We start from the raw sequence: 17,570 nt of genomic DNA, 5'->3' as shown, positions 1-17,570 counted from the left end.
CCCCGGTCGCGCAGGTGGCTTGGACGTCGGATGATTTTGTCGTCTATCGGGAATTCACCTCTCCTGCGTGGCCAGCGGACAGTGCCGATATGTCGGAGCGGGAGATTCTGGACTCCGATTCGGCACGGCGGATCGGCTTGTTCGACGCGGTGACCGGAGCGGTCCGGACGTCGGGGCAGTGGTGGGTGGGTCCCGGCAAGGAGGTGATGGTCGGACGCTCCCGGCGCGGGTTCGGTGTCGAGCCGCCCAGCATTTTCGCGGGAATGTTCGTGCGGCGTACCGGTAGTCATCAGGTGTGGCTGGACCACGCCATCTCGAGGTCGGAGATCGCGGCCGTTCGTGAGCGGGTGTTGGGCCTCGAATCATGGATCTGGACAATTCCCAACGACCGGGACCGGCAGGCGCTGACCGAAATTCACGCTGGCTACGTCGCGGCATTGGAGCAGGCCGAGCGGCATGCCGTGCACACCCCTGAGGAGGTCACACATCGTGCGGGCCTCGATGAGCAGGCGGAGGCCAAGGCACGGTTGGTCGAGGTGTTCACCCTGAACTATCCGCACTTCACGATGGTGGGGTTCGACCATCCGGATGTGACCGTCGGCGTCGTCGAGGAGATTCTCGGGGCACTCGATGAGATGTTGGGCAGATTCCCCGACCGGACCAACATCCGCGAACTACGGATCGACTACATCGGCTGGGATGCGGATGCCAGCGCGATAGCGTACCCCCTTTGGGATCCTGCAGCACGGGGTCGGACCAACAGGATCGCTTTCAGCATCCGCGACGTGGCCGACGCGGAAGTCCATGCCAAACGCGGTATCTGGATGCGTGAAGTCGGGTTCGCTCCGTATGGCGACAAGCCCTTTTACCATGACGCCGTGCACGAGTTCGTGCACGCAATGGATGTCCACCCGATCGCGGCCGGCGGGCGGCCGCTGTCGGAGAACCTATCGCAGCGGTTGGACGAGGCGTGGGAGCAACTGTCGGGACTCGGGTTGGTCCACGAGCCCAAGCAGGACTGGCTTGCTCAACTGCCGCGTTACGCCTTTACCGACAATGAGAAAACGGAACTCGACGAGATAGAGGCGCTTGCCGTCGGTTTTACCGAAGCACATATTCATGGCCCGGTGGTCGGTACGCCGCAGTGGGTGATCCATGACTATGTGAGCGCCGAACCTCCGCCGCCGCAGACCACGCCGGAACACGAGGCCGACCGTCCGCCGCGGGAGACTCCACCGGCCGGTCTGGTCGGTAGCAGGCCGTTCGAGGATTTCCCTGGTGCGCGTGGGTTTGCTGGTCCCGGGTTCGAGGAGTCGGTATCGGCCGGCCTGAAATCCGGTATCGCGGAACGGTTCGTGGTCGAGAACGGGTCGAGGGTGCGGGTCGAAGAGCTGACCTTCGACAACGGCGTGCGAGTATTCATGGAAACCTACGCCGATCCGGCAGACGCGCTGATACAGGTGCTACACACCAAGGTCGCCATCATCATCGGCGCCCCGATCGCCCACGCGATGCTGAACCTCGAGGACGACCGCGTCTATCGGGAACTCACCCCCGGACGACCCGGGGACAGCATCGAAGTTATGGACCCGGACGTGCTGAGCTCGGACACGGCCCTGCGGCTCGGCTTGTTCGACGCGGTGACCGCAACACACCGAACAGCGCGCGAGTGGCGCATCGCCGACAACGAGGTGATGGGCGCACGTTCCCGAACCGAGGCAGACGCCACCCAGACCAGTGTGTTCGCGTCATTGTTCGTGCGACAAATCGACGGCCACACCGTATGGCTGGACCACGCGATGCCGACCTGGGAGATCGCGACCATCCGGGAGCAAGTATCACACCTCGACACGTGGATCTCGAATTTCCCGATGCCCGAACAACACCGAACGGCACTACTCGACATCCACGGCCGATACCTGGCAGCACTGACCCACGCCGAGCGACACGCCGTACACACCCTCGGCGAGCAAACCCACCGCGCCGGACTGGACGAGCAAGCGCAGACCAAAGCACGATTGGTCGAGACGTTCACCCTGAACTATCCGCACGTCACAGTAGTCGGATTCGACCATCCGGATGTGCCCGCCCACGTCGTCGAGGAAATCCTGGGCGGCCTGAATGAAATGTTCACCAGATTCCCGGACCGGACCAACATCCGCGAACTCCGCATCGATTACACCGACTGGGAAGCCAACACCCCCAGAACACACAACTACACCAACCCCACAGCAGCAGGCCGAACCCTGAGCATGCGGTTCAACCTGCGCGATGCGACCAACCCGACACAAACCGTCAAACGCGGAATCCGGTTCCACGAATTCGGATTGAACCCAGTCGGCGACAAACCATTCCACCACAACGCCGTACACGAATTCGTCCACGCGATCGACGCCATAGAAGGCCTGTCGAACAACCTACAAAAAATGCTGTCACACACCTGGAGACAGCTATCCGATCACGGCCAGATCCAGGAGTCCTGGTGGACCTGGCTCACCCGACTACCCAGATACGCCTTCATCAACGAAGACAAAACCGTACTCGACAACACCGAAGCCCTCGCCGTCGGATTCGCCCAAGCCGACATCCACGGCACAGCAACCGGAACACCCCAATGGGCCATCCATGAATACGTCACCACCGGACAACCACCACAGATCACGCCAGACCTCGAGATCGACCTCCCCCCACACGAGGACAATCCGGATCCAGGCGGGCTGATCGGTAGCAGGCCACACGAAGACGATTCGCAATCGAACGCCGCACGGGGCGCGTGGATCAAAGCCCTACGACTCGATCGAGGAATGGCGCAGCGACAGCTTGCGCAAGCCGCGGGCGTTGGGATGAGCACGCTGTCCGCGATCGAGACCGGGAAGCGGGAGCCGGCGCTCGGAATCTTTCAGCGGATCTGCCAAGCGCTCGGGCTCGCGGATGAGGCCTTGTCCGAGGCTGTGCGACAGCTCTATTCGGACCGCGAGCTAGACATCGATCCGGCGGCGCATGATCCCGGGTCGCCCGGGAATTGGATCGCGGCCCTCTGCTTCGACGGGGGTACGACCGTGGCTGAGCTGGCGTCGGCCGCAGGCATATCGGACGCAGATGCCATCGCGATCGAGCGCGGGATGCGCCCGACTTCGATCGGTTTCTTGCGGACCTGTCGTGCGCAGGGCGTAACACCGGAAGTTCTCGAGCCGGCTACTGGGCACTTCTATCCGGATCTCGTTCTCGATCTCGATCCGCTCGCGCACAATCGTTGGTCGCCCGATACCTGGATCCTGGCATTGCAACACGACCGGGATCTGACTCTGGCTGAACTCGAGGAAGCGATCGGGCCGGGCTGGGTCGACCTCTACCAGGTCAAGACCAAGGGGTCTCGGCCGAAGTATGTGGCATTTCTGCGGATCTGCGATGTGCTGAGGGTCGGCGACGAACTGAGGCGGGCCGCTACCAACCACTTCTATTCAGAGGTCGAGCCGGAAACCGAGGTGGCTGCACCGGATTCGCCGAGTGTCTGGATCTCCGGGCTTCGTGAACGCAAAGGCATGTCCAAGGCGGATCTCGCGCGCGCGGTCGGTGTGAGTCCGAAGCGGATCGCGGATATCGAAAACGGGGAGCGCCCGCAACCGGAACTTTTCTGGCCGATTGCTTACGCATTGGGTGCAGGGCAGCAAGAGCTGGCTGAGACTGCTCGCAAGTTCTATTCAGATCTCGAGTACGACCTTGATCCGACCGCACACGATCCCGGCGCGCCGGGTAGCTGGATTGCCGCGTTGCGCTATGACCGGGACATGACCCGAGCCGAGCTGGCACGGACCGAATACCTCGCTGTATTCGAGGACCGAGAACGCCCCCCGAATTCGATCATCTTCCGTCGGGTCTGCCGGGCGCGAGGGGTTGCGCCGGAAATTCTGGATGCGGCAACTGGCCATTTCTACCGGGATCTCGAACTCGATCTCGATCCGGCCGCCCACGACCGCTGGTCTCCGGGTAGCTGGTTTGTGGCGCTGCGGCACGATCGGGATCTGACTCAGATCGAACTCGCGAACGCAATCGGGCCAGGTTGGGTTCAGCTTTCCAGCATCGAGGCGGGGATCTATAGGCCGAGGCTGGCGGTATTCCGGCAAATCTGTAACGTATTGGAGGTCGGCGACGAACTACGGCGGGCCGCTTCACAACACTTTTATCGCGACATCTACCGGTCCGTCTCGCATGCTTCGCTAGGTCGTTGGATTATGGCTCTGCGTCATATCGAAGGAATGTCGAGAGACGAGCTCGCGCGGCAGTCAGGGATTAGTCGTCACTCAATTGCCGCCCTCGAAAGAGGCCGGGTTCGTCCGCGACTGAGAAATCTGCGGCGACTCTGTGCGGTGTTCGGTGTCGGTGGTGATGTTTTGCTGGAGGCCGTCGCGCAATTCTATCATGGGCGTTTCCGCCAGCCCGGTGATCGAGATGAAGAAGACCTGTTCAATCGATACGTCGTGAGTAAGTTGGGTTCGTCGGAGGAAAAGGGGATCCGGGACGATATCTGTAAAATGTTCGCATGGATTCCGAATGCGTTGGCCCGTCGTGAATCTCCCGAAATCCGTGATGACGCGGTACAGGCCGCGTGGATGGGGATTCTGAATGCGATCGACAACCACGTCCCTTTCGGATCGTTTACCGCCCATGCGTGGGTCAGCGGTCGCAAGGCAATTTTCCGGTACCGCCTGCAGCGTCAGTTCCCGGATCTGGACGATCGCACGCTGACGAAAGTCAGTACGGTAAGAGCGCAGATCGGCCGGATGTTTGCCGCGGGTGCGGTTCTCGACGATGCGGAGATTGCGCGCGCGACGGGTTTGAAGATGGCCGATGTGGTGTTTGCGCGGGAGATTCTGGCTCGGCCCACGCTGCACCTGGACGCACCGATCACCGGCGAGGATGGGGCCCGGAATCGGGAATTGTCTGATCCGGCTGCTTCCACAGGGTTTTCCGATACCGATTTCGCGGTGACGGTTCGTGCCGCGCTGGCTGATATGCCCGATCCCGGTACCGCGGAGCGGCTGGTGATGCTGCATCTGGTGGAGGGCGAGCCCCTGGCGGGTGCTGCCGAGCGACTCGGATTGCCGGCCGCGGACGCAGCCGAGGTTCTCACCGATTGTGTTGCGCGGCTACGCAATGCGTTCGACGAGCGTGGATTCGCCGAGGTCATCGCGGGCGAGCAGGACTCGGCACCGCGGGCCGGCGCGAGGACGGAGCCGGATCGGTCGTCGACGCCCAGCAGCGACACCGAGCCCGGCGAAGATAGCCACCAACGGGCGACGGGTGATGGAGGTCCGGATGGACTGATCGGCAGCAGACCGTATGAGGACGATCCGGAGTTGGATGCCGCGCGGGGTGCGTGGATCAAGGCGTTGCGGGTCGAGCGGGGGATGACGCGGAAACAGCTCACGCAAGCGGCGGGCCTGGCGAACAGCGCACTGTCTCAGATCGAGAGCGGGCAGCGGAAGCCGCGGATAGGCGCCTTTCAACGGATCTGCCGAGCACTCGGGCTCGAAGGCGAGGCGCTGAAAGACGCCGTCCGACAGTTCTATCGGGATGTCGTGCTGGATACCGGTGTGGCTGACCATGATTCGCTCGGTGACTGGTTGCGCGCTGTTCGTAACAGCAAGGGCATGACACAGTCGGACCTCGCACACGCGGTCGGTGTGGACCCGGTGCGCATCCGGGTCTACGAGAACACCGAGGAGCTGCCGCGACCTGGTCTGTTCGTGCGAATTACGCGAGCTCTGGATGTGGAGCAGCAAGTGCTGGTGGAGGCGGCTCGCCGTTTCTATCGAGGTCTCGATCTCGCCCTCGCCCCCGCCGCGCACGACCCTCGGTTGCCCGGAAGCTGGATTGCGGCGCTGCGCTATGACCAGGACATGTCTCAGGCCGAGCTGGACCGGACCGCGGGCATGTCGGAAGCATCTGCCAGCCGAATCGAGGGCGGACACACTCCGAATTCGTTAGTCTTCGTGCGTATCTGCCGGGCACTGAGCGTTGCGCCGGAAGTACTCGTCGCCGCTGCTCGCCATTTCTATGAAGATCTCAATCTCGATGCCGACCCCGCCACGCACGATCCCGGGTCGCCTGGTAGTTGGTTCGTGGCGCTGCGGCACGACCGGGGCGTGTCCCAGAGCGAGGTTGCGAAGATGATCGGTTCCAGCTCGGGTCACCTCTACCGGATCGAATCCGGAAGGAACAGGCCGAGGTTCGCGGAATTCCGGCGGATCTGCGACGCGCTGGGGGTCGGTGACGAACTGCGGCGGGTCGCCGCCCGTCGTTTCTATTCGGATATCAATCTCGATATCGAACCCGCCGCGCACGACCCCCGATTGCCCGGAAGCTGGATCGCGGCTCTGCGGAATGACGCAGGTATGTCGGGGAGGGAGCTTGCGCGCCGAGCGCGGATGCCTCAGGACTCCATTTCCCAGATCGAAAACCATCGGTTTCGTCCGCGGTTGAGGAAGTTACGGCAGCTCTGTCAGGCGTTGGGGGTCGGTGGTGATGTGTTGCTGGAGGCTGTCGAGCGGTTCTCCGATCGAGGTCGTTTCGGGCGGTCCAGTGATCGATATGAAGTAGATCTGTTCAATCGATATGTCGTGAGCACGGTGGGTTCGCCGCAGGAGGGCGAGGTCCGGGACGAGATCTACAAGAGGTTCGTGTGGGTTCGGAATGCGTTGGCGCTTTATGAGTCTCCGAATACCCGAGACGAGGCGGGGCAGGCCGCGTCGATCGGAATTCTGAGCGCGATCGACAACCACGTCCCATCCGCGTCGTTCGCCGCCCATGCGTGGGCCAGCGGTAGCAGAGCAATCTCCCGACAGCACACCAAGCATCGGTTCCCGGATCTGAACAACCGCACCCTGCGGAAAATCAGCGCGGTACGAGCACAGATGGGAAGGATGGTTGTAGCAGGTGAGGCTCTCGACAACACGGAGATTGCTCGCGCGACACGATTGACAATGGCCGATGTCATGCTGGCGCGGGCGATTCTGACTCCGACCACCGAGCGACTCGATGCTCCGATCGGGGGCACGGACGATCCGGCCGCCGCTGCAGGGTCTTCCGACACCGATTTCGCGACGACGGTTCGCGGCGCGCTGGCGAATTTGGCTGATCCTGCTACCGCGGAGCGGTTGGTGATGCTGCATCTGGTGGAGGGTGAGCCGTTGGCCGATGTAGCCGCGCGGTTGGGGTTGACGGTCGCGTCGGCGAATGGGGTTCTCGCCGATTGTGTTGCGCGACTGCGTGATGTGTTCGATCCGCATCGTGCCGCCGAGGTGAACGCGAGCCGACAGGATCCGACATCGACGAACGCGGCGAGGGCTGAGCCGGATCAGCCGGCGACGCGCAGCAGCGAGGCCGAACCGGACGGCGCCGCCAGCGGCCGAGCCGGGGATGAGGGTGGAGGTCCGGGTAGCCTGATCGGTAGCAGGCCGTTCGAGGATTCACCTGGTGAGCGTCGGTTCGCTGGTCCCGGGTTCGAGGAGTTGATGCTGGCGGGCCTGGAATCCGGTTTCGCGGAACGGTTCGTGGTCGAGGATGCGCCTGGGGTGCGGGTCGAGGAAGTAACGTTCTGCAACGGCTTGCGGGTGTTCAGGGAGACCTATTCCGATCCGACACAAGCGGATATCCAGGTGTTGCAGGCCAAGGTCGCCGCTGTCATGGGTGCCCCGGTCGCCCACGCGATGCTGAACCTGGAAGACGACCGCGTTTATCGGGAACTCACGCCCCACGGCCGACCCGGGCACAGCTTCGATGTCGTGCCCCCGGAGGTCCTGGACTCGTCCTCGGCCGTGCTGCTCGGCCTGTTCGATGCGGTAACCAGGACGAATCGGACCGGGCGCGAGTGGAGTATGGGTCCGGACGACGAGGTGATGGGCGGGCGTGCCCAATCCGACGTCGACGCTACGTCGGCCAGTGTGTTCGCGGCGATGTTCGTGCAACGTATCGATGGCCGTGAAGTGTGGTTGGACAACGCCTTGCCGAGGCGGCCAGTCGAGGACATTCGCGAGCAGGTGACCTACCTCGAATCGTGGATCGAAAGCTATCCGGCTCCCGAGAAACACCGAGATGTGCTGCTCGACCTCCACCGCGGGTACTTGGCAGCGCTGGCGCAGGTCGAACGGCACGCCGAGCCCAACCCGTGGGAGATGTCGCACCGTGCGGGGCTCAACGACGGATGGCACAGTCATGATGCGGAGGCCAAGGCGCGGTTGGTCGAGGTGTTCAACCTGAAGTATCCGCATCTCATGATGGTGGGGTTCGACCATCCGCATCTGCGCGCCTATGTCGTCGAGGAGATCCTCGGTGGGCTGGACGACATGTTCACCAGGTTCCCGGACCGGACCAATATCCGGGAATTGCGGATCGATTATCTCGGCAGGAAGACTGCCAGTGCCAGAACGTCTTATTATGCAGATCGCGTAGCGGCGGCGGGTCGAACCCTGCGGATTCATTTCAACCTGCACTATGCGGCCAGGCCGGAATATACCGTCGAACTCGGTATCCGGAACTATGAGCGCGGGTGGAGTCCAGTCGGCGACAGACCATTCCACCACGACGCCGTCCACGAATTCATCCACGCGCTCGATGCCAAGGAGGGGCTCTCGGATAACCTGCGACAGGTGCTGGGGCAGACCCATTCACAGCTGTCGAGTCACGGCCTGATCGACGAACACTGGTGGACTTGGTTCGCTCGGCTGCCGGGGTACGCCTTCGGTAACGAAGCCAAGACCGTATTCAACGACGAGGAGGCGCTTGCGGTCGGGTTCGCTGAGGCGGACATCCATGGTGTGGCGGTCGGTTCGCCGCAGTGGGCGATTCATGAGTACGTCATCACTGGCCTTCCGCCGCAGGTCACGCCGGACCTCGAGGTCGATCTTCCGCCGCAGCAGGATCCACCGGCCTCGGGTCGTCCGCGTGGCCTGATCGGTAGCAGGCCACACGAGGACGATTCGCAGTCGGATACCCGGCGCAGATCCGCAGATGTGATCGCGAGCGAGCAGGACCCGGCACCGCTGACACCGTGGACCACGACGACGGCGGAGCCGGATCAGTCGCCTGCGCGAAGCGATGATTCGGACCCAGACCAGCGCAACCCGAACCCGGACGGGCTCCCGGGCAACCGACTGACGGCTAGCGAGCGCGGTCTCGTCGGTAGCAGGCCATTCGAGGATTCGCCTGGTGAACGTGCGTTCGCTGGTCCCGGGTTCGAGGAAATGGTGCTGGCCGGCCTGGAATCCGGGATTGCGGAACGTGTTTCGGTGGAGCAAGCGCCGGGAGTGCGGATCGAGTTGCTGCGGTGCCGCAATGGCTTGCGGGTGTTCGAGGAGAGCTATGCCGCTCCGCTGGCGGCGCTTGTGCAGATATTGCAGGGAAAAGTCGCCGTCATCATGAACGCTCCGGTCGCTCATACCTTTCAGCGCAGGCCCGGTGGCCCCGTCTATCGAGAAATCACCCCCGGACTGCCCGGCGACAGCATCGACGTCGTGACCACAGACATTCCGGACTCGTCCTCGGCTCTGCGGCTCGGCCTGTTCGACGCGGTGACCAGGACGTCCCGTACGCTGCGCGACTGGAGTGTGAGTCCGGACGGCGAGGTGATGGGCGGACGCGCCCGATCCGACGTCGACGCTACGCCAGCCGGTATGTTCGCGGCGAAGTTCGTCAAACGTATCGATGGCCGTGAGGTGTGGCTGGACCACGCATTGTCGAGGTTGGCGGTTGCGCACATTCGCGAGCCGGTGACCAACCTCGAATCGTGGATCGACAGTCTCGAGGCCCCCCGGCCATACCTCGACGAGTTGCTCACCATCTACGGCGGGTACTTGGCGGCGTTGGCGCAGATCGAACGACACGTCGTGCCGACCCCGAGCGAGATGCTGCCGCGCGCGGGGCTCGATGCGGCGGCGCGGGCCAAGGCGCGGTTGGTCGAGACGTTCGCCTTGAAGTATCCGCATTTCACGATGGCTGGGTTCGACCATCCGGATGTGACCGCCGATGTCGTCGCGGAGATCCTCGGCGGGCTCGATGAGATGTTGACCAGGTTCCCCAACCGAACCAACATTCGCGAACTACGGATCGATTACCTCGGCTACTGGGAAGCCAACGCCATAACGTACCCGATGTGGAACCCTGCAGCGCGGGGTCGAACCAAGAAGATCGTGTTCAACCTATACGACGCGGTCAGGCCGGAACAGTCTGTCGAACTCGGTATCCGGAATCTTCAACACGGGGTTGATCCGGTTGGTGACAGGCCTTTTCACTACGCCGCGGTGCACGAATTCATTCACGCAATGGATGTCCACGCGATCGAGGACCGCGGGCAGCGGCTCTCGGCGAATTTGTGGCGGGTGCTGGACGAGACCTGGGAACAGCTTTCGCGAGCTGGCCTGGTCGAAGAGTCCAGGCAGACTTGGCTGGCTCGACTGCCGAGCTACGCCTTCACCGATGATGGCAAGACGGAACTCGACGACGTGGAAGCGCTCGCCATCGGGTTCGCCGAAGCGTACATACATGGAGTGCCGGTCTTTTCGCCACAGTGGGCGATCCGTATGTATGTGACCACCGGCGGTGCATTCGCTGGTTCCGGGTTCTTCCAGCAACTGGTGCTGGCCGGCCTGGAATCCGGGATTGCAGAACGTGTTTCGGTGGAGCAAGCACCGGGAGTGCGGATCGAGTTGCTGACGTGCCGCAATGGCTTGCGGGTGCTCGAGGAGAACTATGCCGCTCCGATGCAGGCGCTTGTGCAGATATTGCAGGGAAAAGTCGCCGTCATCATGAACGCTCCGGTCGCTCATATATTTCAGCCCACGTCCGGCGGCCCCGTCTATCGAGAAATCACCCCCGGACTGCCTGGCGACAGCGACAGCGTCGTCGACCGAGAGGTGCTGGCCACGGAGTCAGCTTGGCGGCTCGGCCTTTTCGATGCGGTGACCGGGACGAACCGGACAGCGCGACAGTGGCGGCGTGTGGGTCCGGGCCACGAGGTAATGGGCGGGCGCGCCCGATCCAGCACCAGCGTTACCCCGGCCGGTGAATTCGCGGCATTGTTCGTGCGGCGTATCGATGGCCGTGTGGTGTGGCAGAGCCACCCCTTGCCGAGGTCGGTGGTCGCCACCGCGCGGGAACAGGTGTCGTACCTCGAATCGTGGATCTGGGGTCCTTCAGTTCCCGCAATGTACACGGACAGGATGGTCGACGAACATGATGCGTACATGGCAAGGCTCGCTCAGGTCGAGCGGCGCGCCGTGCACACACCGGGCGAGATACTCCATCGCGCGGGGCTCGACGCCGAAGCAGAAGCGAAAGTGCGGTTGGTCGAGGCGTTCAATCTGAACTATCCGCATGTCACGATGAGGGGATTCGACCATCCGGATGTGTCCGCGTATGTCGTGGAGGAGATTCTCGGTGCGCTGGATGAGATGCAGAACGAGCTCCCGGGCCGGGCCAATATCCGCGAGCTGTACATCGATTACGCAGATGCCCCGGAAACCACCGCCAGCACCTTGACAGACTACGTATCTCGGAATCGAAGCGCGAAGATACGGTTCAGCCTTCGCGATGCGATCGACCCGGCCGCGGCCGTCGAATTCGGTGTCCAGGCGCGTGAATCCGGGTTTGATGCGGTCGGCGACAGGCCGTTCCGTGTCGATGCCGTCCACGAATTCGTGCACGCAATCGATGGCGCGGAAGACCTCTCGCAGAATCTGCGACGGGTGTTGCGGAAGACCTGGAAGCGGCTCCAGCATTACGGCCTGATCGACGAGTCGCACCGGACCTGGCTCGCTCGGCTGCCGGAGTACGCCTTCACCGATAGGTCCAAAACGGAACTCGAGGACGCGGAGGCGCTCGCTGTCGGGTTTGCCGAAGCGTATATACATGGAGTGCCGGTAGGTACGCCGCAGTGGGCGATCCGTGAGTACGTCACCACCAAGCATCCGCCGCAGATCACACCGGATCTCGAGGTCGATCTTCCGTTCGAGGCGGATCCACTCGCCCCGGGTCGTCGGGGTGGGCTGATCGGCGGCAGACCACACGAGAACGATTCGCAGACCGACATCGAACCCGCCGCACACGACCCTGAGTTGCCCGGAAACTGGATCAGGGCTCGACGCAATCACGCAGGTATCTCGGGCGCCGACCTTGCGCGCCGGGCACGGATGCCGCAGAGCTCCATTTCCTCCATCGAAAACCACCAGTTTCGTCCGCGGCTGCGCAAGTTTCGGCAGATCTGTCAGGCGTTGGGAATCTCCGGTGACGTGTTGCTGGCGGCGGTCGAGCAGTTCTATGCGGGTCGCTATGAGCGGACCGCTGATCAGGATGAAGAAGCAGCTCTGTTCAAACGGTATGTCGTCTGCCGGATCGGTTCACCGCAGGAACGAGCGATCCGGGACGAGATCTGCGCCAGGTTTGCGTGGATTCCGAATGCGCTGGCGCGTCGTGAGGCTCCGGACATCCGAGACGGTGCCGTGGAGGCCGCGTGGATGGGGATCCTGAGCGCAATCGACAACCACGTCCCCTCCGCGTCGTTCGCCGCCCATGCGTGGACCAACGGTCGTGGAGCAATCCTCGCCTATCGCCTCGCCCGCTGGTTCCCGGATCTCGATAATCGCACCCGGACGAAAGTGAGCAGGGTCGAAGCGCAGATGGGGAGGATGGTTGCCGAGGGGGAGGTTCTCGACAACACGGAGATTGCCCGTGCGACACGAGTGAAACTGGCCGATGTCGTGTTGGCGCGGGAGATTCTGGCTCGGCCCACCCTGCGACTGGATGCGCCGATCGCCGGCACGCACGGGTCCACGAATCGGGAACTGGCCACCGAACCGGACACTTCCGCGGGGTCTTCCGATATCGATTTCGTGTTGGCAATTCGTGCCGCGCTGGCTGATCTGCCCGATCCCGGTACCGCGGAGCAGCTGGTGATGCTGCATCTGGTGGAGGGCGAGCCCCTGGCCGGTACTGCCGAGCGACTCGGATTGCCGACGGCGGACGCAGCCGAGGTTCTCGCCGATTGCGTTGCGCGACTGCGCAACGCGTTCGACAAGCGTGGAATCGCCGCGGGCGAGCAGGACTCGCCACCGCGAGCCGAGGTGAGGACGGAGCCGGATCAGCCGTCGACGCGCAGCAGCGATACCGAGCCGGGCGAAGATGGCCACCAACGGCCGCCGGGTGATGACGGTCCGAGCGGGCAGATCGGTAGCAAGCCGTTCGAGGATTCGCCTGATAAGCGTGCGTTTGCTGGTCCCGGGTTCGAGGAGTTGGTGCTGGCGGGCCTGGAATCCGGTTTCGCGGAACGGTTCGTGGTCGAGGATGCGCCTGGAGTGCGGATCGAGGAAGTAACGTTCTGCAACGGCTTGCGGGTGTTCAGGGAGACCTATTCCGATCCGACACAAGCGGATATCCAGGTGTTGCAGGCCAAGGTCGCCGCTGTCATGGGTGCCCCGGTCGCCCACGCGATGCTGAACCTGGAAGACGACCGCGTTTATCGGGAACTCACGCCCCACGGCCGACCCGGGCACAGCTTCGATGTCTTGCCTCCGGAGGTTCTCGACTCGTCCTCGGCCGTGCTGCTCGGCCTGTTCGATGCGGTAACCAGGACGAATCGGACCGGGCGCGAGTGGAGTATGGGTCCGGACGACGAGGTGATGGGCGGGCGTGCCCAATCCGACGTCGACGCTACGTCGGCCAGTGTGTTCGCGGCGATGTTCGTGCAACGTATCGATGGCCGTGAAGTGTGGTTGGACAACGCCTTGCCGAGGTGGGCGGTCGAGGACATTCGCGAGAAGGTGACCTACCTCGAATCGTGGATCGAAAGTTATCCGGCTCCGGAGAGACACCGAGATGTGCTGCTCGACATGCACCGCGGCTACCTGGCAGCGCTCACGCAGATCGAACGGCACGCCGTGCCCACCCCACCGTGGGAGATGTTGCATCGTGCGGGGCTCGACGACCAATGGCGCAGTGATGATGCGGGGGCCAAGGCACGGTTGGTCGAGGTGTTCAACCTGAAGTATCCGTATCTCACGATGGTGGGATTCGACCATCCGCATGTGCGCGCCCATGTCGTCGAGGAGATCCTCGGTGGGCTGGATGACATGTTCAGCAGGTTCCCGGGCCGGACCAATATCCGGGAATTGCGGATCGATTATCTCGGCGATACGAACGCCAGTGCCAGAACGTCTCAGCATGTAGATCGCGTGGCGGCGGCGGGTCGAACCCTGAGGATTCATTTCAGCCTGCACCATGCGGCCAGGCCGGTGCCGTTTCTCGAACTCGGTATCCGCTTGCGTCGGGACGGGTTCAATCCGGTCGGCGACAGACCATTCCACCACGACGCCGTCCACGAATTCATCCACGCGATCGATGCAAAAGAGGGACTCTCGGAGAACCTGCGGCAGGTGCTGGGGCAGACCCATTCACAGTTGTGCAGGCTCGGCTTGGTCCACGAACACTGGTGGACGTGGTTCGCTCGGCTGCCGAGGTACGCCTTCGGTAATGATGCCAAGACCGTATTCGACGATGAGGAGGCGCTTGCTGTCGGGTTCGCGGAGGCGGACATTCATGGTGTCGCGGTCGGTTCGCCACAGTGGGCGATTCACGAGTACGTCACCACTGGCCTTCCGCCGCAGGTCACGCCGGAACTCGAGGTCGATCTTCCACCGCAGGAGGACGCACCTGCCTCGGGTGGTCCGCGTGGCCTGATCGGTAGCAGGCCACACGAGCACCATTCGCAGTCGGACACCGCGCGGGGCACATGGCCGGATGTCGAGCTGGATACCGATGCGGCTGCCCGTGATTCGGTGGTTGGCCGCGACGAGCGCCGATCCGCCGGGGTGACTGCGAGCGAGCAACACCCGGCACCGATGACACCGTGGACCACGACGAGAGCGAAGCCGGATCAGTCACTGGCGCAAAGCATCGATTCGGAGGCAGGCAGGGGCAGCCCGCAACCGGGCGGCTCGATCGGCAGCAGACCACATGAACCGGGCGAGCCCCCACGGCGCCAAGGCAAGACGACGCCCTGGTCGCGGCCGGTGATCGGCGAACCGTATCCCGACGACCAACCCCGCAAAGATCCGTCGCATGCGATCCCCGAGCGGTCCGCCGACAACACGTCGGGCCCGGTCCCGCTCACCTCCCGCGAGACCGAAGTTCTCGCTCGGGTGCGACAGGGCCTGACGCACAATGAAATAGCGGCGGCACTTGATCTTTCGGTGCGTGACGTGCGGGCGAACCTGACAAGTATCCGCCGCAAGCTCAGAAATCAGCAGCCACGGCCGGTGGCGGCGAGCCGTGCTGCCGACCCGCCGTCCACGACATCTGAGTCCGACCGTTTCCGGGCGGCCATGTACGCCGCCTTGATGAGTGCCGACCAGCCGGATCCGCGACAACTGCTTGCCGAGGCAAGCCCAGAGCAGATGGAACGCGCTGTCCAAGGGCTCAGTTCGGCTCATCGAGGAGCCTTACGCCGGCTGCGCGCGGGAGCGGGTACACCGGGGATCCGCAGCATGGCGCTGATCGCGGCTCGTCGATGGGTGACCACCCTTGCGGCCGAACACAATCGGTCGTTGGCGCGGTCTGCCACCGCACTGGCCGAGGTGAGTCCCGCTGACCTGCAAACGGCGCTCGACCAACTCACCGCCGCCGAACGCCAACTCCTGGTCGATCAGTTCGGACCTGCGAAGTCGCCCGCCACCTTCGAACCTGACGATTCCGTGCGTCGCTTGCGCGCGGTCGACATCGTCCGGCACGTCGCGGCACGGTTCGCGACTCGTGCGGGAGAGTCCACCACAGGCGAAAGTGGTTTCGACAACACAGGATTCCAACGCGGACAACATCTCGTGGAGACCGAGCGTCTTGCCGCGGCACAGCACGCGAATTCCGTGGCAGCCCAGACATATACGGCGAACGAATGTCTGGACGCGGTCTTGGACTGGATAGACCGGCAGGACCCACCGGAACCAGGCAAACGGTTCAGGGGTAGCCGTCGAGGTTCCTCCGCCGCGGCTGCCGAGCGATCCGACGGCCGACCGCAACCAGACAGACCGCCCGCTGACGAGCCTGGTGGAGCCGGCCCCATCGCCGAGGGCGATGCTCATCCAGCGACCTCCGGACCCGACGAGTCGGCGCGGCCCGGCCACAACAACGACACCGCTTCCACGCAGCAGGATGTGGCCCGCTCGTTGCCTGCGGACCATGGTTTCGACGACGAACAGCAGCGGCTGGCCGACGAGGCGCTACGCGCGGGCGGCTTCGACGACGCGGATAGGTTGCAGCGTTGGGGGTATCGCCGGTCCGCAGACGCCGCACAACGCCGTGCGATCGAGAACGGCGAGTGGTGGGACTCGCTGGGCGACCCCGCCGAACCCGGTGGGCTGAGCATTACGCAGCGGGCGCTCATCCAGGTCTACCCGCACCAGATCGGCAACGCCGACGGTCTTCCGGCCGTGATCCACGACCACGCCAACCGGCTGTCGATCCGCCGCGATCTGGACGAATTCATCGCCCGCAAGCCCGTCGGCGCGGGAATGCTCGACTGGATCCGGACCGAACTCACCACCGCCGAGCGGAAACAGCTCAGCAACCTGATCCATACCCGAAATCACTTGCGAGAGTTGGACCGGCAGGCCGCCGAGATGCCGGGCAGTCCTCCGGTGCACCTGCTGTCCTACGACGCCACCGCCTTCCGCGGCAAAGGCAAGGTCGTCGCCGCGCTGGGCAATGTGGACACCGCGCACACGGTGAACTGGCATGTGCCAGGCACGAATACGACCTCCGCCTCGCTGGCCTACCAGTTCAAGCCGCTGCGCAACCTGTATGAGGAGACACAGCGCGTCGATCCGTCGCTCGAGCTGGCATCGATCATCTGGATCGGATACGACGCGCCGACCGGGCCCGTGAACACCGGCTATGTGAAGGCCGCCTTCCGACGCCGCGCACGGATCGGCGGGGACCGATTGCGCTGTGACATCGCGGCATCGAACGCCACTCGGCGTCGCGCCGGCACCGGCGACCCCGACCAGCTTGTCAACCGGCTCTGCGGGCACAGCTTCGGTTCGGCCACCATGTCCTATGCTGGCCGCGGCCGCAAGCTCGCCGGTCTGGTGGGCTCGATCACCTTCTCGGGGTCGCCGGGGGCGGGCCCGGTCCATCACGCCGAGGAGTTCGGCATCGGCGCGGACAACGTCTACGTCGCCGCATCGTGGCGCGATCCGGTGACCATGTTCGGAGCGGACGACCCCGGCGCGTGGAGCCGCTTCCACCAGCGGCTCGGCCTCGGCATTGATCCCGCCACCGAGGCATTCGGCGCTAAACGAATCGGCGCCGAGTTCCCCGACTCACCGAACTTCACCGGCCCCAAGGCCGTGCACCAAGGCTATCTGCACCACGACCCGGCGACCGGACTGCCCACCGAAGCACTGGCCAACGTCGCGCAGATCACCGCCGGACGCGGCCACACCCTCGCTTCGGTGAATCGCCGTCGATCCCGCCGCGGGGTGATCACGCGCTTCATCGACTCCGAGCACGGGCGATACGCCGCATGA

General features: G+C 63.8%; 1 protein-coding gene (running past one end of the window). It reads left to right on the top strand.

All coding sequences use genetic code 11. The features are described from left to right. A protein-coding gene (locus AB0L58_RS37960; protein ID WP_364395155.1) for a helix-turn-helix domain-containing protein crosses the window boundary here: on the top strand, positions 1-17,570 show its 3' portion. Its footprint begins 14,074 nt before the window's first position; 17,570 of the gene's 31,644 nt are visible here — the last part of the coding sequence; the start codon falls outside the window, past its left edge; the stop codon is at positions 17,568-17,570.

Source organism: Nocardia sp. NPDC052112 (assembly GCF_040680135.1).
GTDB lineage: Bacteria > Actinomycetota > Actinomycetes > Mycobacteriales > Mycobacteriaceae > Nocardia.
The sequence above is the reverse complement of the archived record's forward strand: the minus strand, read 5'-3'. Positions and strand labels throughout refer to the sequence as shown.